Below are 19834 nucleotides of genomic sequence, written 5' to 3'. Positions count from 1 at the left end.
CAACCGTGCAACCACGCTCAAATGGTCGCAACCGTCGCGCCCCCGTCGCACAGGATGTTCTGCCCCACGATGAAGCCCGCATGCTCCGAACACAGGAAGGCGCACATGGCGCCGAATTCCTGGCGCGTCCCGTAGCGCCGCGCGGGGATCGTCTGCTCCCGCCGTGCCTTGGCCTCGTCGATGGAGATGCCTTCCTTCTGGGACACACCGCCATCCAGCTGGATCGCCCGATCCGTCGCGTGGATGCCCGGCAGAAGGTTGTTCACATTCACCCCGAACGGCGCGACCTGGCGTGCGGTGCCCGCCACGTATCCCGTCAGGCCAGTCCGCGCCGCGTTCGACAGCCCCAGTTGGGGGATCGGTGCCTTGACCGACTGAGAAGTGATGTTGACCACCCGGCCCCAGCCGCGGTCGATCATCTTGGGCATCAGCGCCGTCATCAGGGCAATCGGCGACAGCATGTTGGCATCCAGCGCGGCAATGAAATCCTCCCGCCCCCAATCGGACCACATGCCCGGCGGCGGACCTCCCGCATTGGTCACGAGGATGTCCAGATCCCCGGCCGCGTCCAGCACCTTGGACCGCCCTTCGTCGGACGCGATGTCGGCGGCGATGGCCGTGACGTTTACCCCGTGCTCTGCACGGATCGCCTCCGCCGTTTCCTCCAACGCCTCGGCCCCGCGCGCGTTGAGCACCAGATCGACGCCCGCCGCCGCCAATTGCTCGGCACATCCGCGCCCGAGCCCCTTGGATGACGCGCAAACCAGCGCCGTGCGCCCCTTAATCCCAAGATCCATCGTGATGACCCTCCCGTCGTGAAATCATTGTCTTGTCCGCAGGCTTAGCAGTCGCCCCCCGCCCCCACCAGCCTTGACCGGGCGCGCCTGCGCTTGTCTAACCGTTCCACGCCGCCCCGCGACAGGATCACTGCATGAGCACTCACCCGCCCCTTCTGCGCTTCCAGACCTACCCGGCCGAGGCCCTGCGCGTGATCGCCGGGGCCAATGCGGGCGACGGGATCGGGTTGGGGGATGACGCATTGCCCGGCGACATCTACCGCCTTTCGGGCAAGCACGGGCTGGAGAAGTTGTCGATTTCGGATGCCGGGGACGATGGTACGCCCTGCGTTGCCGATGGCTCCACCGTCGGAAAATCGGGGGAGGATCTGGCGATTTCCGCGTGCCACATGCTGATGGGCCCGTCGGGTGAGGTCGTCGAACTGCTTTTGCTGACACGGCACACGGCGGACGGGCCGCATCTGCACATCCTGCCTCTGTCACCCCTCAAGGACGACACGGAATACGAGCTTGTCGGGTCCGAGACCGCCAGCGCGCCGGACCGCTTCGCCGACATCGCATCCGTCAGTTTCCTGGCCGGAACACACCTGACGATGGCCAACGGCGCACAATGTCCGGTGGAGCATCTGAGCGTCGGAGACGTGGTCCTGACCCGCGATCACGGTCCCCAGCCGATCCGATGGATCGGGTTCCAGACACGCCGCGCCACAGGGGCCGCCGCCCCCGTGCGCATCACCGAGGGCACGCTCAACACGTCCCGTGACCTGCGCCTGTCCCCGCAGCACCGCCTGTTCATCTGGCAGCGCCGGGACGAGCTGGGGGCGGGACGGGCGGAGGTCATGGTCAAGGCGGAACTCCTGATCAACGGCACCACCGTCCTGCGCGAAGAAGGCGGCCACGTGGACAGCTACCAGATTGTCTTTGACGGGCACGAGATCATCTATGCCGAGGGGATTGCAGTCGAATCCCTCCTCGTCACCGGCCAGAACCGTGCGCTTCTGCCCGAGGATCTGGCCGTAAAGGGCTCATCCGCCGCCGCCGCCCAAGCCGCGGCGCTGGAAGTGGACGATGACCGCCCCGACGATATGGTGGAACGGCTGTCGCGCGCGTCGCGCGGCATGGGCAAGGAATAGGCGGGCGTCATCTCACCAGTGCTTGCCGCACACCGCCGCCGCGCAGGTCAATCGACCGCGTAGTGAAACTCCTCCCGCGTGATCTTGCCGTCCTTCACGTGGTAGACGCCGATTTCCTTCATCTGCATCCGCTTGCCACTGTCCTTGTCCGTGACATCGACGTCGAACAGCAGGCTGAACTGGTCTTCGCCGTGATAGAATGGCCCCACCACGTCGGTCGCATGTTCCTCCATCGAGCTTTCCCACCAATCATGCTTGCCGTGGATGCCTGACTTGCCGACCGTCTCCCGGCCCTGCCCGCCCATATCGGCGGCCTCGACCGAGACCGCGTCATCGGCGTAGAGCTTGTCGAGGTTTTCCCGGACCTTGGCGGCACCGGCGCGGCAACCATCGGCCAACGCCTTCGCAATTTCCTTGATATCCATTTTTGTCTTCTCCCTTTGTGTGTTCCGCTAATGTTCTCATCATGCCGACGGTGTTGCGGTCTGTCACCCGAAAACCCTGGCCCCTGCTGACAGGTGGTGCCAAGTGCGCGTCTTGCGGCCCTTCAGTCCAGCGTCTCGATAAAGGTTTCGCGCACGTCGCTGATGACGGCGTTCGCGTCGTCGGTTTCGCGCCGGAAGCGTGTGATCGCGCTTTCCGTCATGGTTCGGGCGGCGGTGATACGAGCCTCCAGCCGCGTGCGCATCGCCTCCAACTGCGCGACGGTGTAACCGGGCACGCCATCCCCCAATCGCGCCTCGACGAGCAGATCGCTCATCCGCGCGCGCTCCTCCACGATGCGGTTGGTCAGACAGGTGCGGATCGCGGTGGTGGCATTGTTTGCCTGCACGAGGTTCGACATCTGCGCCGATATGGCGGATGTGGAGACGTCGACCACTTCGCCAAGCCGATCCATCTGTTCCGCGAGGATCTCGGACAGAGCACCGGACCCGTCACCTGTGCCGGGGTCGGTCCCGATGAAGATACCGCCCCCGGCCTCCGCCACTGCTTCAAGAGCGGCGCGTTCGGCGGCGGGAAGCGCGTAGCCGATGATGTTGATCACCACGCGCAGCTCGCTTTCGTGGAGGGCGCGGGCCGCCGCGACGGGATCGCCGCCGCAGGTCTCCTCCCCGTCGGAAATGATCCAGACCACTTGCTCACCCTCGATCTGCGTGGGTTGGAACTGGTTGCCTGCCATCTCGATCGCGCTTGCCAGCGGCGTCCACCCGGTCGCGCGCGCCTGTTCAACAGCGGCGGCAAGGACCGGCGGGTCGACCACGCCGGGCGGGTAGAGCACGTCCACCCCCGCGCAGCTTTCCTGCCGGCCCGCCTCATCGTTATTGCCGCGGTGGCCGAAGGCGATCAGGCCCACTTCCACCCCGTCCGGGGCTTGGGAAAGGGCGGCCAGCGCCTCCTCCCGCGCGACGTCCATGCGGGTGCGGTTTCCCGCCGCGGACGCCATGGAACCGGAGGAATCGAGTGCGAGGATCAGCCGCCTTAGCACCGGTGCATCGTCCCGCGCATCTTGTCCGCCGGACCTGCTCGGCGCGATGCCACCGGGGTTCACCAATTCCAGGCAACGCCAGTAATCAGCCTCGGCCACCAACGCATCAAGGCCCGCATCGGGGTCGAAGGCATCGTCCTGCGCGGTCGCGGGAAGGCAGAGCAGAGCAAGCGCCGTGGCGGCGGTCAGGGCAAGGCGGGGCATGGCGGATCCTCCATGGGCGCATGAGCAATGTCGCGGCGATGATAGCAAAGCGCGGTGGTCGTGACGGCCCTCGGCGCGGGATCGGCGGATGCTTGCCGAAAAGGCCGGAATTCCACCATACGCAGATCCCGACGCGGTTGCGATGATGGGCGCGGGAAACGGGTTCATCGCAACACCGAAAGGACCAAATCGATGACCCACTACATGAAACTGACCCTCTGCGCGCTTGCCGTGCTTGCTCCCACTCTCGCCTCCGCCCAGACGCGGGCACCGACCGCCGGGCTGCTTCTGCCCGCCGTTCAGGCGGCCGAGGTCGCCAGCCCCCAGGCCGATCTTCGCCGCCCCGGCACGGGTCCCGTGACCCATGGGATCGCCAACCAGTCGATCTGCCCGCCCGGCAGTTCGCTGCATTGGTCGATCAACACCGATCCGACGGAGCCCGGCCCGCCGCTTGGCGCCAACGGCTACGTGCTTGGCTGTAACTGAGCCACGAAAGGCGATTGTCCCGCACCCGCGCGCCTTCTATACCGCGCGACATGTTGGACAATCGCCCCACCCTGCCCCCGGAAATCGCCCGTCGCCGCACCTTCGCGATCATCTCGCATCCCGATGCAGGCAAGACGACGCTGACGGAGAAATTCCTGCTTTACGGCGGTGCCATCCAGATGGCGGGTCAGGTCCGCGCCAAGGGAGAGGCGCGGCGCACACGCTCGGACTTCATGCAGATGGAGAAGGACCGCGGCATCTCCGTCTCCGCCTCCGCCATGTCGTTCGATTTTCAACGACCGGAGGAGAATTACCGCTTCAACCTTGTCGACACGCCAGGCCACTCGGATTTCTCCGAAGACACGTATCGGACACTGACCGCCGTGGATGCCGCGATCATGGTGATCGACGGCGCGAAGGGCGTGGAAAGCCAGACCCAGAAGCTCTTCGAGGTCTGCCGCCTGCGCGACCTGCCGATCCTGACATTCTGCAACAAGATGGACCGCGAAAGCCGCGACACATTCGAGATAATCGACGAGATCCAGGAAAACCTGGCGATTGACGTGACCCCGGCGTCGTGGCCCATCGGCGTCGGGCGCGAATTCCTGGGGTGCTACGATCTGATCCACGACCGCTTGGAACTGATGGACCGGGCCGACCGGAACAAGGTCGCGGAATCGGTGAAGCTGGACGGGTTGGACGACCCGGCGCTGGCCGATCACATCCCGGCGGAGATGCTGGAAAAACTCCGCGAAGAGATCGAGATGGCGCGGGAACTCCTGCCCGCCTTCGACCGCGCCGCGTTCCTTCAAGGCACGCTGACGCCGATCTGGTTCGGCTCTGCCATCAACTCCTTCGGGGTAAAGGAATTGATGGACGGCATCGCCCAGTACGGGCCGGAGCCGCAGGTGCAGAACGCCGAACCCCGCGAAGTCGCACCGGAGGAGGCGAAAGTCTCCGGGTTCGTCTTCAAGGTGCAAGCCAACATGGACCCGAAACACCGCGACCGCGTGGCGTTCGTGCGCATGGTTTCGGGCCATTTCAATCGCGGCATGAAGCTGACGCACGTGCGGTCCAAGAAGCCGATGGCGATCAGCAACCCCGTCATGTTCCTGGCAAGCGACCGCGAATTAGCGGAGGAGGCGTGGGCGGGCGACATCATCGGTATCCCGAACCACGGGCAATTGCGCATCGGTGACGCCCTGACGGAAGGCGAGGCGCTGCGCTTTACCGGCATTCCGTCCTTCGCCCCGGAGCTCCTGCAAACCTGCCGCGCGGGTGATCCGCTTAAGGCCAAGCACCTGGACAAGGCGCTGATGCAATTCGCCGAAGAAGGGGCGGCCAAGGTCTTCAAACCCACCTTCGGCTCCGGCTTCATCGTGGGCGTCGTGGGCGCGCTGCAATTCGAGGTTCTCGCCAGCCGGATCGAGCTGGAATACGGCCTGCCGGTCCGGTTCGAGGCGTCGCAGTTCACCTCCGCCCGCTGGGTCCACGGCCCCAAGGACGCGGTGGAGGCGTTCGCCGCCGCCAACAAGCAGCATATCGCAACCGACAACGACGGCGATCCCGTCTACCTGACGCGCCTGCAATGGGACATCGACAGGGTGGAACGGGATTATCCGGACATCACGCTGTCGGCGACCAAGGAATTGATGATCTGATCCGGGGCCCGTTCGCCTTGGCGAAGGGCGGCTTTGTAGCCGCCCTTCCCGTCGTCTAGCGCGTCTTCTGGCCCCATGTCTGCCGGGGTGGCAGCGTGACTTTGTGGCCGGAGCGTGCACGGGCACGACGCGCGCGGCGTTCGCGGTCCGAACCGGCCCAGACCAGGAAGGCCGAGGCGCTGGCCAACAGGATCAGGCCCGCTGTCATCGGATCAAGATTGGCCAGGTAGGTCGGGATTTCGTCGAAGCTGCGCGGGAATTGCGCGAAGTTGTAGGCGTGCCCGCCCAAGTCGCTTAATCGCTGTGTCACTCGTTACGTCCTTCTGCTCGTTATGTTTATCGGGATACAATCGCCATCAATCGCGCCGATTGTTCGATGAAACCTGTCAGAAATTGGGATAATTTCTGGACCAAGCCGGGATTGTTTCCATGCCGCACCGAAATCGCGTCATGCCCGACGGGCGCATCGTCGCCCACCCCGCGCGCGGCACGTTTACCGGCAACCGTGGCATCCTCGTTGATCGCGACGGCCAAATGTCGAACCGGCAATGGGCGGCGAAGGCGTGGATCACGTGCGCGCTGGAGTTTCGGGGGCGCCGCCGCTCGATCGCGCAACCGCGCACATGGACGGAGCTGTTCTTTTTGGATGAGGCCGTGGCGATGGCCGCGGGCCACCGGCCCTGTGCCTATTGCAGGCGCGCGGAATACAATCGGTTCAAGGCCCTGTCGGGCGGTGCGAAAGCGGCGGAGATGGATCGCATCCTCCATGCGGAGCGGCTGGATGGACGCGACAAACGCCTCCATGCCATGCATCTCGACGACTTGCCTGACGGTGCGTTCATTCTGTGGGACGGCGTGCCCATGCTGGTGCGGGAGGATCAAATCCTGCCTTTCGCACCAAGTGGTTACGGGCCGCCGCTTCCCCGGCACTCGGGGACGGCGTCGCTTCTCACGCCGCCGTCCCTCATTGCCGTTCTGCGCGCGGGCTACCGCGCCGTGCTGCATCCGACCGCCCGACCTTAGGCATCCGTTAACCATATCCGCGGTAGGACGGGGTATGATCCGGCTCGCCCTCCTTCTCCTTACGTTCGTTGTAGCCTGTGCGCCGCAACCCGGAACGCTTGTGGCGGACCAGACCGGGCTAAACGGATCGTTCACGGCGCAGATCCCGATCTCCGATCACCCCCACCATGTGCTGATGGGCCACGTCATCGACACGACCCGCGACGGGGCGCGTGTGCGCGCCCTTGTGATCGGCGCGCGCACTGACGGGGTCCACCGACTGCACATGCGGGAGGCTTGGTCGAACGGCATCGAATTGCCGTTCCGCAGCACGTCGCGCAGGTTGGATGGTTGCACCCACGGCCATTGCCGCGACCGCGCATTGGGCATCATCTTGCTCAGCGATGCGATGTTCGCACAAGTCCGCCAACACGGGCTGCGCGCGCGCCTGATCGGCAGCGCTGAGCCCATCGACATCTCCGTTCCTGCCAGCCTGTTCCTTGCGTTGCCGGAATATCGCGAAGCACCTGCAAACTAAGGCCCCTGTTTGACGCCATCCCGGGAATGCCCTATGTCCGCCGCAGGCCTGCGGTCCGCGCATGCCATCCACGCGGAGCGCGCTGGTACATCTGCGCTCCATCACACCTGCCGGGATCATCATGACCCGGCCCGATTGGACGCATATGACGACTTTTTCCGAACTCAATCTGAATCCCAAGGTCCAGAAGGCCATCGACGAAGCGGGCTATGAAAGCCCCACGCCCATTCAGGAAGGGGCGATTCCCCCCGCGCTGGAAGGCCGCGATGTGCTGGGTATCGCCCAGACCGGCACCGGGAAGACGGCAAGCTTCACCCTGCCCATGATTACGCAGCTGGCCCGGGGCCGCGCCCGCGCGCGGATGCCGCGCAGCCTCGTACTCTGCCCGACCCGTGAACTGGCCGCGCAGGTGGCGGAGAACTTCGACATCTACGCCAAATACGTGAAGCTGACCAAGGCGTTGCTGATCGGTGGTGTGTCCTTCAAGGAGCAGGAAACGCTGATCGACAAGGGCGTCGACGTCCTGATCGCGACGCCGGGACGCCTGCTGGATCATTTCGAACGCGGCAAGCTGATCCTGAACGACGTGAAAGTCATGGTTGTGGATGAGGCCGACCGGATGCTCGACATGGGGTTCATCCCCGATATCGAGCGAATCTTCGGCCTTGTGCCGTTCACCCGTCAGACGCTCTTTTTCTCCGCCACCATGGCGCCCGAGATCGAGCGGATCACGAACACCTTCCTGTCGAACCCGGCCAAGATCGAGGTGGCGCGTCAGTCGACGACGTCCGACACGATCGAGCAACGCCTGATCGAGTTCAAGCCGACCCGCCGGGACGCCGCCGCCAAACAAAAACGCGATATGCTCCGCGCCGCGATCGAGGCGGAAGGCGATGCGTTCACAAACGCGATCATCTTCTGCAACCGCAAGGTCGATGTGGATATCGTCGCGAAATCCATGAAGAAACACGGGCTCAACGCGGAGCCGATCCACGGCGACCTGGATCAGTCGCACCGGATGCGCACGCTGGACGGATTCCGCGACGGGTCCATCACCTTCCTCGTTGCCTCCGACGTGGCGGCGCGCGGGCTCGACATTCCCAACGTGTCCCATGTAATCAATTACGACGTGCCAAGCCACGCGGAGGACTACGTTCATCGGATCGGGCGCACCGGGCGTGCGGGCAAGACCGGCGTGGCGATCACGCTTTGCGTGCCGTCGGACGAAAAATATCTCTCAGCGATCGAGGCGCTGATCAAGCAACCGATCCCCCGCGCCGATGCGCCGATCGAAGTGCAAGACACGCGCCGCCGCCGCGATGACGACAAGCCGGCGGACGAGGATAAGCCACGCCGCAGCCGTGGACGCCGCAATCGCAACGCCGACGAAGCACCCGCGCCGCAGGCAGAGGCCGCACCTGCGCCCGCCGAGAAAGCGGACGAACAGCCTGAGCCGCAGCAACAGCAGCGCCGCGAACGGCGGGAACGGGGTGAGCGCAACGACCGGAACGAACGCGGCGGACGTGGCCGTGGACGCGACCGGGATCGCGGGCCAAGGATCGTTGGCATGGGCGAGTTCACGCCCGACTTCATCTCCATGAGCTTTGACGAACGCCGCGGCGGGCCCGCACGCGAGATCGACCTGAGCGAAGATGAGGCCCCGGCGGACGAACTCCCGGCGGAAACGTCCGAGGCCGATGCCGCCCCCGAAAAGCCCAAGCGCCGCCGCAGCCGCAAGAAAGTGGAACCGGAAGCGGACACCACGGACACGACCGCGCATGACGTACAGGTAGAGAGTGACGCGCCTCCACCAGAGGAAAAGCCGAAACGCCGCCGTCGCAAGAAGGTGAATGAGGCTCCAGCGGCAAACGACGGAACATCAGAGGCCGCATCAGAGGCCACGCCCGAGCCGGAAGCCGAGGAAAAGCCCAAGCGCCGTCGGACCCGCAAGAAGAAGGTGGAAGACGACGTGCCCGCCGCCGAGGCGGAGCCGCCCACCGAAACGCCGGACGCGGAGTAAACATCGCCCCGACGACACGAAAACGCCGCGCGAGCCGATCAGCCCGCGCGGCGTTTTCTGTTTCAGATCAAGGCTTCAGTCGGCCATCAGGCGGCTAACGAGCAATGTCACTTCCGGCTTCTTCCCGATCTCTTGCGCGCAGACTTTGCGCGCGACCCGCTTCACGGCCTCTTCCAGCTTTTCATCGTCCTCGACGACCTTTGCGTCGAGCCGGGGCAGCAGGCTTGCCAGATCATCCTCGATCAGCTCCTGCAAGGGCGCGCCGGATGATCCGGTTTCGGGGAGACCTTTCAAGGCGACCCACGCATCCTCCAGAACCTCATCGCTTTCGTCGATGATCAGCGCCACGACCACCATCCCGTTCAGCGCCATTTTCATCCGCTCGCGGATCACGCCGTCGAACTGGCCGACGAAGGCATCGCCGTCGAGATACGTGCGCCCCGTTTCCACGTGCTCCACGACGCCCGGCGCGTTGCCCGACAGCTCCACCACCGCGCCGTTGGGTGCGACGATGCCCGCCATCCCCTTGGAAATCGCCAGCCGTGCATGTTCGCGCAGATGGCGGAATTCGCCGTGGCAGGGGATCAGGATTTGCGGTTCCAGCACATCGTGCATAACCTCCAGATCCGGCCGGTTGGCGTGACCCGAGACATGGTAGAACCCGGATTCATCGTCGAAAATCTCCACCCCGATCTCGGCCAGCGCGTTCTGGATGTGGGCGACGGGCACTTCGTTTCCGGGGATCGTCTTGGAGGAGAAAAGGAACGTATCCCCTTCCTTGAGTTCGTGGCCCAGGAACTTGCCCCGGCTCAGATTGGCCGAGGCCGCGCGGCGCTCGCCTTGCGACCCGGTTACGATCAGCATCAGGTTCTCGCGTGGGACATCCAGCGCATCTTCGGGGCTGAGCGTGGCGGGGAAATCATGCAGCACGCCGGCTTCTTCGCCCGCCTTCACCATCCGCTGCATGGCGCGGCCCATAAGGCAGACGGACCGGCCCGCCGCCACGCCCGCATCAGCGAGGGTTTTGACCCGCGCGATATTGGACGCGAAGGTGGTCGCCACCATCATGCCGCGCGCGTTTTTCACCAATTCGGTGATCTGCTCGGGCAGCTGGCTTTCCGACCGTCCGGGATTGCGGCTGAAGACATTCGTAGAATCGCAGATATAGGCCAGGACGCCGGCCTCTCCGATCTCGGCCCACATCGCCTCATCAAAGGCTTCACCGACCATCGGGTTGCGGTCGATCTTGAAATCGCCGGAATGGATCACCCGTCCCGCATCGGTTTCGATCACCAAGGCGGAGGCTTCAGGGATGGAGTGGCTGACGGGTGCGAATTGCACGCGGAAGGGGCCGACTTCGACGACGTCCGGGTAAGCCTTGACGACATTCACCTGTTCGCTGTCGTGGCCTGCTTCCTGCAATTTCCGCATCGCGTGGATCGCGGTGAAGCGACGGCAATAGACCGGCGCGCGCAGACGGCCCCAAAGGTGGCCGACGGCCCCCACGTGATCCTCGTGGGCGTGGGTAATGAAGATCCCGTCGATCCGGTCGCGACGCTCCTCCAACCAGGTCACGTCTGGCAGGATCAGGTCCACACCGGGCTGGCCATCCATATCCGGGAAGGCCACGCCGATATCGGCAATGATGAACCGCTCCTGCCCTTCCGGCCCATAGCCGTAGACATAGCAGTTCATCCCGATCTCTCCCGCGCCGCCGACGGGGAGGTAGATAAGGCGATTTCGATCACTCATGGGGGATTGTTGTCCTTGTTATATTTATGAATGACGGTCAGGCCATACATCGTCAGGTCATCTTCGACGGTGTCAAATAACACCTCACCCTGCGCAAACAAGGGGGCGAGGCCGCCGGTGCCGATTACCTTCATCGGCTTGCCGTATTCCGCCTTGATCCGGGAGGTGATCCCCTCGATCAGGCCGACATAGCCCCAGAAAACTCCGGATTGGATGCAGGCGACCGTGTTGGTTCCGATCACCTTGTCGGGTTGGGTGATGTCGACATGGGGCAGCGCGGCTGCCCCGAGTGCCAAGGCTTCCAATGACAGGTTCACGCCCGGCGCAATGACGCCGCCGACATAGGCCCCGTCATCGGCCACCACGTCGAAATTCGTGGCCGTGCCGAAATCCACCACGACGCAATCGCCACCGTGCCGATCGTAGGCACCCGCCGCATTGGCCAGGCGGTCGGGACCTACACCGGTGCCGAAATCCACACGTGGGTCGTGGGGCAACAGGCAATCGGGCTTGCCGACCACCAGCGGACGGAGGTTGAAGAACCGGTCACAAAAGACGCGCAGGTTGAACACGACGCGCGGCACGGTGGAGGAGATGATGACATCGTCGATCTGCGGGTCGATCTTGTAGTGGTTCAGGAGCGTGGAAAACCAGGTGAAATAGGCATCCGCCGTACGGGAATGGTGGGTGGACGTGCGCAGGGTGCACAGCCAAGCCTCCCCGTCCCAGATTGAAAAAACGGTGTTGGTGTTGCCGCAATCAATGCATAGAAGCATTCGGTCGTCCCCCGGTCGTGTCGTTTTGCCATTGTTGCTTTATGGCGCGCGCGGACGGTAGCCCCTATTTCTTTGGGCGCACTCAACCCATTCCGCCATGTCGGACGCTGCATCCGTCAGAAAAATATCTCCGCCGCCGCGATGGCGCGACGACCCTTGGGCGTGTCGAGAATGAGGTTTCCGCTCTCGTCCACCTCCGCGAAGGTCCCCGTAACCTCCTCATTCGGCAGGCGGGCGGTTATCACCTCCCCCAAACGCGCGGCGTGTGACAGCCATTCCCTGCGGATGGGGCCGAACCCGTAGGTGGAAAGGCTCGCCTCGCGCGTGGCGAAGGCCGGAGCTAGGGCATCGAGAAGGGCCTCGGGTGAAGCCTGCACGCCGATATCGGCCAGCGCGACGGGCCGGACGGCGTGAGCCTCCACCTGCGCGGGCGTAGGCGCGGAGGCCAGGTTCACGCCGATCCCGACAATCAGGTGGCTGACCCCGCCCCGCCCATCGCCGAGGCTTTCGAGTAGGATCCCGGCAAGCTTGCAGCCGTTCAGGAGAACGTCATTGGGCCATTTCAAGGACAGGGCCGTCCCGGGCACGCCAAGCTCCACCAGCGCCGCGCGCAAGGCCGTGGCGGCCGCGAAAGAGCGCAGGGCCACCTGCTCCACGGGACCGGTGGGGCGGAACACAAGCGATGCCGCGAAATTGCCCTTTGGGTTGGCCCAGGCCCGGCCCCGCCTGCCCTTCGCGGCACTCTGATGCAGCGCGAGGATCCATTCGGGGCCTGCAAGGCCGGGTGCGACCCGCGCGGCTTCCGCCATGGTGCTATCGGTCTCTGCCAGGATGCGGCGGCCCACGCCTTCGGGCCAGGTCGCCATATCAGCGGGTCAGCATCGCGGCGGCAATCTCCGCCGATCCCTCGATCCCGAAGAGGTTGATCCACGGCAGCGCGCCCAGGACGATGATCGCCGCCATCGCCAGAAGCCCGACATATTGGACCACGCCCATGCGGCCATCGAGGCCTTCACCCGGTTCGCCGAAATACATCAGGTAGACGATCCGGATGTAGTAGAACGCACCGATCACCGAGGCGATGACGCCCGCAACCGCAAGCCACACAAGGCCCGCATCCACCGCTGCCAGAAGGACGGCGTATTTGCCGAAAAACCCAAGAAGCGGCGGCACACCGGCGAGGCTGAACATCAGGATCAGGATCGCGATAGCTTTCGTCGGTTCCTTCGACGCGAATGCGCTGAGCGAGGAGATGTCGGTTACATGTCGCCCGTCCCGTTCCATCGTCAGGATGAAGGCGAAGGTGCCGATATTCATCGCCACGTAGATCGCCATGTAGATCAGCATCGCCTCGACCCCCAGCGCCGTGCCGGCGGCAAGACCCATCAGGGCGAACCCCATGTGAGAAATCGAGGAATAGGCCATCAGGCGCTTCAGGTCGGTCTGCCCGATGGCGGCAATCGCACCGAGGAACATGGAGAACACGGCAAGGAAGGCGACGATCTGCTGCCAATCGCCCACCACGCCCCCGAAGGCATCGTGGACCACGCGCGCGAACAGCGCCATCGCCGCAACCTTCGGTGCCGTCGCGAACAGTGCCGTGACCGGTGTGGGGGAGCCTTCGTAGACATCCGGTGTCCACATGTGGAACGGCGCGGCGGAGACCTTGAAGGCCATGCCCGCAAGGATGAAGACAAGGCCGAACAGAAGGCCAAGCGTCAGCTCTCCGTCCGCGGCCTCGATGATGCCCGCGAATTGGGTGGTGCCCGCGAAGCCGTAGGTCAGCGATGTGCCGTAGAGCAAAAGGCCGGAGGACAAGGCGCCGAGCACGAAGTACTTCAACCCGGCCTCCGTGGACCGCACGCTGTCGCGCCGCAGGGATGCCACGACATAGAGAGCGAGCGACTGAAGCTCCAACCCCATATAGAGCGCCAGAAGGTCCCCGGCGGAGACCATCACCATCATGCCGACCACGGCCAGAACGATCAGCATCGGGAATTCGAAGCGCAGAAGGTCCGTCTTGGACATGTAATCTTGGCTGATAATCAGAATCGCAGCGGCCGACAGCAGGATCGTGATCTTGGCAAAGCGGCTGAACGCGTCGTCAACGAACATACCACCGAACGCTTCGCGCGCGCCGTTCCCCGTGACGCCGATATAGAAGGCCATGATCACGAACAGGATCGCAGTCGCCCATGTGAGCGCGGGGGCAAGGCCGTCCTTGGTCGTGTAGACCGCCCCCATCAGGCCCGCCATGGCGAACAGCGCCAGGACGATTTCCGGGGTCATGATGGACAGATCAGCACCAATCATCGTGGGCGTCCTTCAGTGGTTTTCGGCGACGTGGGTGTGCGGTTCAAACGCCGCCACGGCCATGTCGTAATTTTCAACAAGATCGGCGACCGACGGGCCGATCACATCGGTGACGAGGCTGGGATAGACGCCCAACAGGATCGTCATGAGGACCAGCGGCGCGAAAATCGCGCGCTCGCGCGGGGTGATGTCGGAGATGGTCTTGAGGCTTTCCTTGATCAGGTCGCCGAAGACGACCCGGCGGTAGAGCCACAGGGCATAGCAGGCCGACAGGATCACGCCGGTCGCGGCGAAGACGCCGATCCAGGTGTTGACCTGGAAGACCCCGATGAGCGTGAGGAATTCCCCCACGAACCCGGACGTTCCCGGCAGGCCCACATTGGCCATGGTGAACAGCATGAAGATCAGCGCGTAGGCGGGCATGCGCACCACAAGGCCGCCATAGGCGTCGATGTCGCGGGTATGCATCCGGTCATAGATCACGCCGACGCACAGGAAGAGCGCGCCTGAGATGAAGCCGTGGCTGATCATCTGGAAAATCGCCCCGTCCACGCCGTTCTGGTTCGCGGCGAATATGCCCATCGTCACGAAGCCCATATGCGCGACCGAAGAATAGGCGATCAGCTTCTTCATATCCTCCTGCACAATGGCCACGAAGGACGTGTAGACAATGGCAATTACGCTCATCCACAACACCAGCGGCGCCAAAAGGTCGGAGGCGACCGGGAACATCGGCAGGCTGAAGCGCAGGAAGCCGTAGCCCCCCATCTTCAGCAGAACCGCCGCCAGGATCACGGAGCCTGCCGTGGGGGCCTGCACGTGGGCGTCCGGCAGCCAGGTATGGACCGGCCACATCGGCATCTTCACCGCGAAGCTGGCGAAGAAGGCGAGGAACAAAAGCGTCTGCATCCCGCCCACGATGGTGAAACCCAGAACGCTCACTGTGTCAGTGGCAAAGTTGTGGTCCATCAGCGACCGAACGCCCTCGCCACAGCCGCCCATGCATGTCGTGCCCGCATCCACGTACATCGCGACCATCGCCACCAGCATCAGGACGGAGCCGAGGAAGGTGTAGAGGAAGAACTTGAAGCTCGCGTAGATCCGATCCTTGCCGCCCCAGATGCCGATGATCAGGAACATCGGGATCAGGCCGGCCTCGAAGAACAGGTAGAACAGGACCAGATCAAGCGCCACGAACACGCCGATCATCAGCGTCTCCAGCACCAGCATCGCGATCATGTATTCCTTCACGCGGTGCGTCACACCCCAGCAGGACGCGATCGTGATGGGCATCAGGAAGGTCGTCAGCATCACGAACAGGATCGAGATGCCGTCAACGCCCACACGGTATTGCAGGCCGAAGAGCCACTCGGATTCCTCGACCAGCTGGAAACCGGTATTCGCGGCATCGAACTGCACCAACAGGAACAGCGAGATCAGGAAGGTGAAGCCGGTTGCGGCCATTGCCAGCCGTTTCGCGTTCAGTTGCGCGGCCTCGTCATCGCCGCGCAGGAACACGGCCATGGTGATCGCGGCCACGGCGGGCAGGAAGGTGACGATGGAAATCAGGTTGTCCATGATGCCTTACCCCGCGCTCAACGTTACCCAGGTGATGAGGATCACGATCCCCAGCACCATCGCGAACGCGTAATGGAAGATGTAGCCGGATTGCACCCGGTTCAGTTGGCGGGTGAAGAACGGGATGATCCCCATGGCCAACCCGTTGATACCCCCGTCGATCACGGCTCCGTCGCCGCCCTTCCAAAGGAAGCGTCCCAGCCACCGCGCGGGCCGAACGAAGAGGAATTCGTAGGCTTCGTCGAAATACCACTTGTTCAGCAGGAAGTTGTAGAGTGGGCGTTGCTGCGCGGCCAGACGCCCCGGAAGGGACGGGTTCACGATGTAGAACAGATAGGCCATGGCAAGCCCGATCAGCATCGCGAAGAACGGCGCAGTCTTCACCCAATAAGACACCGCGTGGGCCTCGTTCAGGATATCGTTATCAGGGGCTGCGTGAACCGCGCCCTCGCCAGGTTCTCCGACAAGGCTGTAATGGTGCTCCTCGCCGTAACCGCCCGCCTCGCCATGTCCCTCCGCGCTTTCCGCGGCATGGGCTTCATCGTCGCCATGGCCGTCATCGACAACCTGCGCCTCGTCCCCGTGCGTCTCGTCCCCATGCGCTTCGTCACCGTGATGCGCGGCCTCGGCATAGGGCACGCCGAAGAAGCGACCGACATCGTCCGTGTGTCCGAAGAATGAGTTGTACCAGACCATGCCGGACAGGACCGCACCAAGGGCGAGAACGCCGAGCGGCGCCAGCATCGTTTTGGGCGATTCATGGGCGTGGTCATGGGTGTGTTTGTCGCCACGCGGCTCCCCGAAGAAGGTCAGGAACATCAGCCGCCAGGAATAGAAACTGGTGAAGCACGCCGCGATCACCAGCGACCAGAAGGCAAATTCCCCCAAGCCCGGACCGAAGGCGAACGCGCTTTCGATCACCGCGTCCTTGGACAGGAACCCGGCAAAGCCAAGCGGTATCCCCCCTAGGGTGAACAGCGCCACGGGAACGCCCACGCCGGTGATCGCCAATGTTCCGATCATCATCGCCCAGAACGTGTAGGGCAGCTTCTTCCGCAGTCCGCCGTAATTCCGCATGTCCTGCTCGTGGTGCATTCCGTGGATGACGGACCCCGCGCCGAGGAACAGCATCGCCTTGAAGAAGGCGTGGGTGAACAGGTGGAACATCGCGACGGGATAGGCACCGACGCCGGCGGCCACGAACATGTAGCCAAGCTGCGAGCAGGTCGAATAGGCGATCACGCGCTTGATGTCGTTCTGCACAAGGCCGACCGTGGCTGCGAAAAACGCGGTGACAGCCCCCACGATGATTATGAAATTGCCCGCCATGGGCGCGTATTCGATGACCGGCGACATGCGGCAGACCAGGAACACGCCCGCCGTGACCATGGTTGCGGCATGGATCAGGGCCGACACCGGCGTCGGGCCTTCCATCGCGTCGGGCAGCCATGTGTGCAGGAACAACTGCGCCGACTTGCCCATCGCGCCGATGAACAGCAGGAATGCGATGGTTTCCGCCGCATCCAACTCCATCCCCAGGAACGTGATCGACATCTCGGCCAGGTCCGCCCCGGCCGCGAGGATCACGTCGAACTGAATCGAGTCCGTCATCCAGAAAATCGCAAAAATGCCAAGCAGGAAGCCGAAATCGCCGACCCGGTTCACGATGAACGCCTTCATCGCCGCAGCACCCGCGGACGGTTTGCGGAAGTAGAACCCGATCAGCAGATAGGACGCGACGCCCACCCCTTCCCAGCCGAAGAACAGCTGCAACAGGTTGTCCGCCGTGACCAGCATCAACATCGTGAAGGTGAAAAAGCTGAGGTAGGCGAAGAACCGGGGGCGATAGCTCTCGCCCTCCTTGAAGTTCTCGTCATGGGCCATGTAGCCGAACGAATACAGATGGACGAGCGCGGACACGGTCGTGATCACGATCAGCATGATCGCGGTCAGGCGGTCCACACGGATTGCCCAATCGGTGAATAGCGTGCCGCTTTCGATCCAGGTGAACAGGCTCTCGGTATAATAGCCGTTATCGTGCGCGCTTGGGTCGAAGGTCAGGAACACGACCCACGACAATAGGCATGACAGCGCCAGCATCAGCGTGGCCACGACACAGGCCCCGGTCTCCCCGATCAACCGCCAGGAGAACCCGCAGATCAGTGCGCCGACAAGGGGGGCGAAAAGAAGGATTTGTTCCATGCGCCTAGCCCCTCAGGTTGTCGACGGCTTCCACGTCGACCGTGCCGCGATTGCGGAAGAAACAGACCAGGATGGCAAGGCCGATCGCGGCCTCGGCCGCGGCGACCGTCAGGATGAACAGCGTGAAGACCTGCCCCGTCAGATCGCCCAGGTAGGACGAGAACGCGACCATGTTGATGTTCACCGACAGGAGCACCAATTCCAGCGACATCAGGATGATGATCACATTCTTCCGGTTCAGGAAGATGCCGAAAATCCCGATGACGAACAGCGCGGCGGCCACCGTCAGGTAATGTTCGAGACCTATAGTCATGTCTGTCCCTCCGCGGCTTCCCGCGATTTGTCGTTCTTGCGAAGCGGCGGCCTAAAGCCCCTGCCCCGGTTTCACGTCCTTCAGTTCCATCGCGGTCGCCGGGTCGCGCATCATCTGGGCGACGGGGCTCTGGCGTTTGACGTCCACGCGGTGGCGCAGCGTCAAAACGATGGCCCCGATCATCGCCACCAGAAGCACAAGCCCCGACAGCTGGAACACAAGGAAATATTGGTCATAGATGATCTGCCCCAGGGCCTGCGTGTTGTGGGCCTCGTCCAAGGGGGGCGTCGGATTGCCAAGGCGCGCGTCAATCCCTTCGGAAAAGGTCCAGGCCCCGAAGGCCAGCGACAACTGCATCAGCAGCACGACCCCGATCAGCCCACCGAGCGGCACGTATCGCGCCATTTCCGCCTTCAACTCGGCGAAATCTACGTCCAGCATCATCACCACGAACAAGAACAGAACCGCGACCGCGCCCACGTAGACGATGATAAGCAGCATCGCCACGAATTCCGCCCCAAGCAGCACGAACAGGCCAGCTGCGCTGAGGAAGGCGAGGATCAGCCACAAAACCGAATGGACCGGGTTCTTGGACACGACCGTGAAGAGTCCGCCGGTGATGACCGACAGCGCGAACAGATAGAAGGTGAAATCAGCTATCGTCATGCCTCGTCCCCCTGGATCGCCTCTTGCGCCAGTTCCATCGCCTTGGTCATGGCAGGCACACCGCCGAACAGGGCGGCAAGACCGATGGTTTCGGCCACCTCCTGGCTTGTCGCGCCCGCTTCCATCGCGTGACGCACTGTCAGGCGAATCTGCGCCTCCGCAAGCGCGCCCTGGATCGTCAGGCCCAGAAGCGTCAGCAGAAGCCGCGTTTTCGCATCGAGGCCGCCGGGATTAAATTGCTTGCCCATGAAGGCTTCGAGCATCTCGGCCGGCACGGTCGGCCACATCTTGTCCGCCGCCATGCCGGGCGCGAAGGACGCCATGGCCGGGTTCACCGACTTGACCCATTCCTGGGACATTTCCTGGGCCTGCTTGAACATGGCCTCGAACGGGTTTTGCGGCGTGTCACTCATCGGTAGGGCGCGTCCAGTTCAAGGTTCTTGGCAATCGCCGCTTCCCAGCGTTCGCCGTTATCCAGCAGCTTCGCCTTGTCGTAAAACAGCTCTTCGCGGGTCTCGGTGGCGAATTCGAAATTCGGGCCTTCGACGATGGCGTCGACCGGACAGGCCTCCTGACAGAAGCCGCAATAGATGCACTTCGTCATGTCGATGTCATAGCGCGTGGTCCGGCGGGAGCCGTCTTCGCGCGGCTCGGCATCAATGGTGATGGCCTGCGCGGGGCAGACCGCTTCGCACAGCTTGCACGCAATGCAGCGTTCTTCCCCATTGGGATAGCGGCGAAGCGCGTGTTCACCCCGGAACCGCGGCGACAGCGGGCCCTTTTCATGCGGGTAGTTCACCGTGACCTTGGGCGAGAACATGTATTTCAGCCCGAGCCCGAAGGCTTTGAAAAAATCGACGAACAGGAAGTATTTCGCCGCGCGGGTATAGTCGATCTGGGTCATTCG

At 63.5% G+C, this 19834-nt stretch carries 20 protein-coding genes; 6 read left to right on the top strand and 14 right to left on the bottom strand.

What is annotated here, in order from left to right; translation table 11 throughout:
• Positions 1-17 precede the first annotated feature (17 nt).
• The gene (locus tag KUW62_RS03190; RefSeq protein ID WP_224814073.1) at positions 18-797 is read right to left on the bottom strand and encodes an SDR family oxidoreductase; all 780 of its coding nucleotides are present in this window, start codon (positions 795-797) and stop codon (positions 18-20) included.
• A 134-nt stretch (positions 798-931) separates the two neighbouring features.
• Here KUW62_RS03190 and KUW62_RS03185 point away from each other — a divergent pair, with 134 nt between their 5' ends.
• Entirely contained in the window at positions 932-1930 is a 999-nt protein-coding gene (locus tag KUW62_RS03185) for a Hint domain-containing protein (protein ID WP_224814072.1), read from the top strand.
• Between the two features lie 47 nt (positions 1931-1977).
• Here the strand turns inward: KUW62_RS03185 and KUW62_RS03180 are convergent, their stop codons facing one another.
• Positions 1978-2355 (bottom strand): SnoaL-like domain-containing protein, encoded by a 378-nt coding sequence (locus KUW62_RS03180; protein ID WP_224814071.1) that lies wholly within the window; start codon positions 2353-2355, stop codon positions 1978-1980.
• 122 nt (positions 2356-2477) lie between these two features.
• The gene (locus KUW62_RS03175) at positions 2478-3620 is read right to left on the bottom strand and encodes a VWA domain-containing protein (protein ID WP_224814070.1); all 1143 of its coding nucleotides are present in this window, start codon (positions 3618-3620) and stop codon (positions 2478-2480) included.
• 192 nt (positions 3621-3812) lie between these two features.
• On the opposite strand from KUW62_RS03175, the gene KUW62_RS03170 reads away from it, so the two are divergent.
• Together KUW62_RS03170 and KUW62_RS03165 are read left to right on the top strand one after the other, a co-directional pair.
• A complete protein-coding gene (locus KUW62_RS03170) occupies positions 3813-4106 on the top strand; it encodes a hypothetical protein (RefSeq protein WP_224814069.1) in 294 nt (97 codons plus the stop codon).
• 50 nt (positions 4107-4156) lie between these two features.
• Positions 4157-5767: a peptide chain release factor 3 gene (locus KUW62_RS03165; RefSeq protein WP_224814068.1), complete on the top strand. Its 1611-nt coding sequence runs from the start codon at positions 4157-4159 to the stop codon at positions 5765-5767.
• 55 nt (positions 5768-5822) lie between these two features.
• Here KUW62_RS03165 and KUW62_RS03160 read toward each other — a convergent pair whose 3' ends face one another.
• The gene (locus tag KUW62_RS03160; protein ID WP_224814067.1) at positions 5823-6077 is read right to left on the bottom strand and encodes a hypothetical protein; all 255 of its coding nucleotides are present in this window, start codon (positions 6075-6077) and stop codon (positions 5823-5825) included.
• 119 nt (positions 6078-6196) lie between these two features.
• On the opposite strand from KUW62_RS03160, the gene KUW62_RS03155 reads away from it, so the two are divergent.
• The 3 genes from KUW62_RS03155 (at position 6197) to KUW62_RS03145 (ending at position 9327) form a co-directional block, all read left to right on the top strand.
• A complete protein-coding gene (locus tag KUW62_RS03155; RefSeq protein ID WP_224814066.1) occupies positions 6197-6790 on the top strand; it encodes a hypothetical protein in 594 nt (197 codons plus the stop codon).
• Positions 6791-6824: 34 nt separating this feature from the next.
• The gene (locus KUW62_RS03150) at positions 6825-7307 is read left to right on the top strand and encodes a hypothetical protein (RefSeq protein ID WP_224814065.1); all 483 of its coding nucleotides are present in this window, start codon (positions 6825-6827) and stop codon (positions 7305-7307) included.
• 145 nt (positions 7308-7452) lie between these two features.
• Entirely contained in the window at positions 7453-9327 is a 1875-nt protein-coding gene (locus KUW62_RS03145) for a DEAD/DEAH box helicase (RefSeq protein WP_224817025.1), read from the top strand.
• Between the two features lie 75 nt (positions 9328-9402).
• Here the strand turns inward: KUW62_RS03145 and KUW62_RS03140 are convergent, their stop codons facing one another.
• The 10 genes from KUW62_RS03140 to nuoI form a co-directional block, all read right to left on the bottom strand.
• Entirely contained in the window at positions 9403-11079 is a 1677-nt protein-coding gene (locus KUW62_RS03140; RefSeq protein ID WP_224814064.1) for a ribonuclease J, read from the bottom strand.
• Positions 11076-11855, bottom strand: a complete 780-nt coding sequence (locus tag KUW62_RS03135; RefSeq protein ID WP_224814063.1) for a type III pantothenate kinase — start codon at positions 11853-11855, stop codon at positions 11076-11078. The genes KUW62_RS03140 and KUW62_RS03135 overlap by 4 nt, the downstream gene beginning before the upstream one ends.
• 116 nt (positions 11856-11971) lie before the next feature.
• Positions 11972-12721, bottom strand: coding sequence for a biotin--[acetyl-CoA-carboxylase] ligase (locus KUW62_RS03130; RefSeq protein ID WP_224814062.1), 750 nt, complete (start codon positions 12719-12721; stop codon positions 11972-11974).
• A gap of 1 nt (position 12722) precedes the next feature.
• Entirely contained in the window at positions 12723-14168 is a 1446-nt protein-coding gene (gene nuoN, locus KUW62_RS03125) for an NADH-quinone oxidoreductase subunit NuoN (RefSeq protein WP_224814061.1), read from the bottom strand.
• A gap of 12 nt (positions 14169-14180) precedes the next feature.
• Positions 14181-15746: an NADH-quinone oxidoreductase subunit M gene (locus KUW62_RS03120; protein WP_224814060.1), complete on the bottom strand. Its 1566-nt coding sequence runs from the start codon at positions 15744-15746 to the stop codon at positions 14181-14183.
• Between the two features lie 6 nt (positions 15747-15752).
• A complete protein-coding gene (gene nuoL / locus KUW62_RS03115) occupies positions 15753-17948 on the bottom strand; it encodes an NADH-quinone oxidoreductase subunit L (protein ID WP_224814059.1) in 2196 nt (731 codons plus the stop codon).
• Between the two features lie 4 nt (positions 17949-17952).
• Positions 17953-18261 (bottom strand): NADH-quinone oxidoreductase subunit NuoK, encoded by a 309-nt coding sequence (nuoK, locus tag KUW62_RS03110; RefSeq protein ID WP_224814058.1) that lies wholly within the window; start codon positions 18259-18261, stop codon positions 17953-17955.
• Between the two features lie 51 nt (positions 18262-18312).
• Positions 18313-18927: an NADH-quinone oxidoreductase subunit J gene (locus tag KUW62_RS03105; RefSeq protein WP_224814057.1), complete on the bottom strand. Its 615-nt coding sequence runs from the start codon at positions 18925-18927 to the stop codon at positions 18313-18315.
• A complete protein-coding gene (locus KUW62_RS03100; RefSeq protein ID WP_224814056.1) occupies positions 18924-19340 on the bottom strand; it encodes a carboxymuconolactone decarboxylase family protein in 417 nt (138 codons plus the stop codon). Before KUW62_RS03100 ends, KUW62_RS03105 begins: the two co-directional genes overlap by 4 nt.
• On the bottom strand, positions 19337-19831 hold the full coding sequence (gene nuoI, locus KUW62_RS03095; protein WP_224814055.1) for an NADH-quinone oxidoreductase subunit NuoI: 495 nt from the start codon (positions 19829-19831) through the stop codon (positions 19337-19339). The genes KUW62_RS03100 and nuoI overlap by 4 nt, the downstream gene beginning before the upstream one ends.
• Between the last annotated feature and the right edge of the window lie 3 nt (positions 19832-19834).

The organism is Hasllibacter sp. MH4015 (assembly GCF_020177575.1).
In the GTDB taxonomy this organism is placed as follows: Bacteria; Pseudomonadota; Alphaproteobacteria; order Rhodobacterales; family Rhodobacteraceae; genus Gymnodinialimonas.
This window is presented reverse-complemented; position numbering and strand designations above follow the sequence as displayed.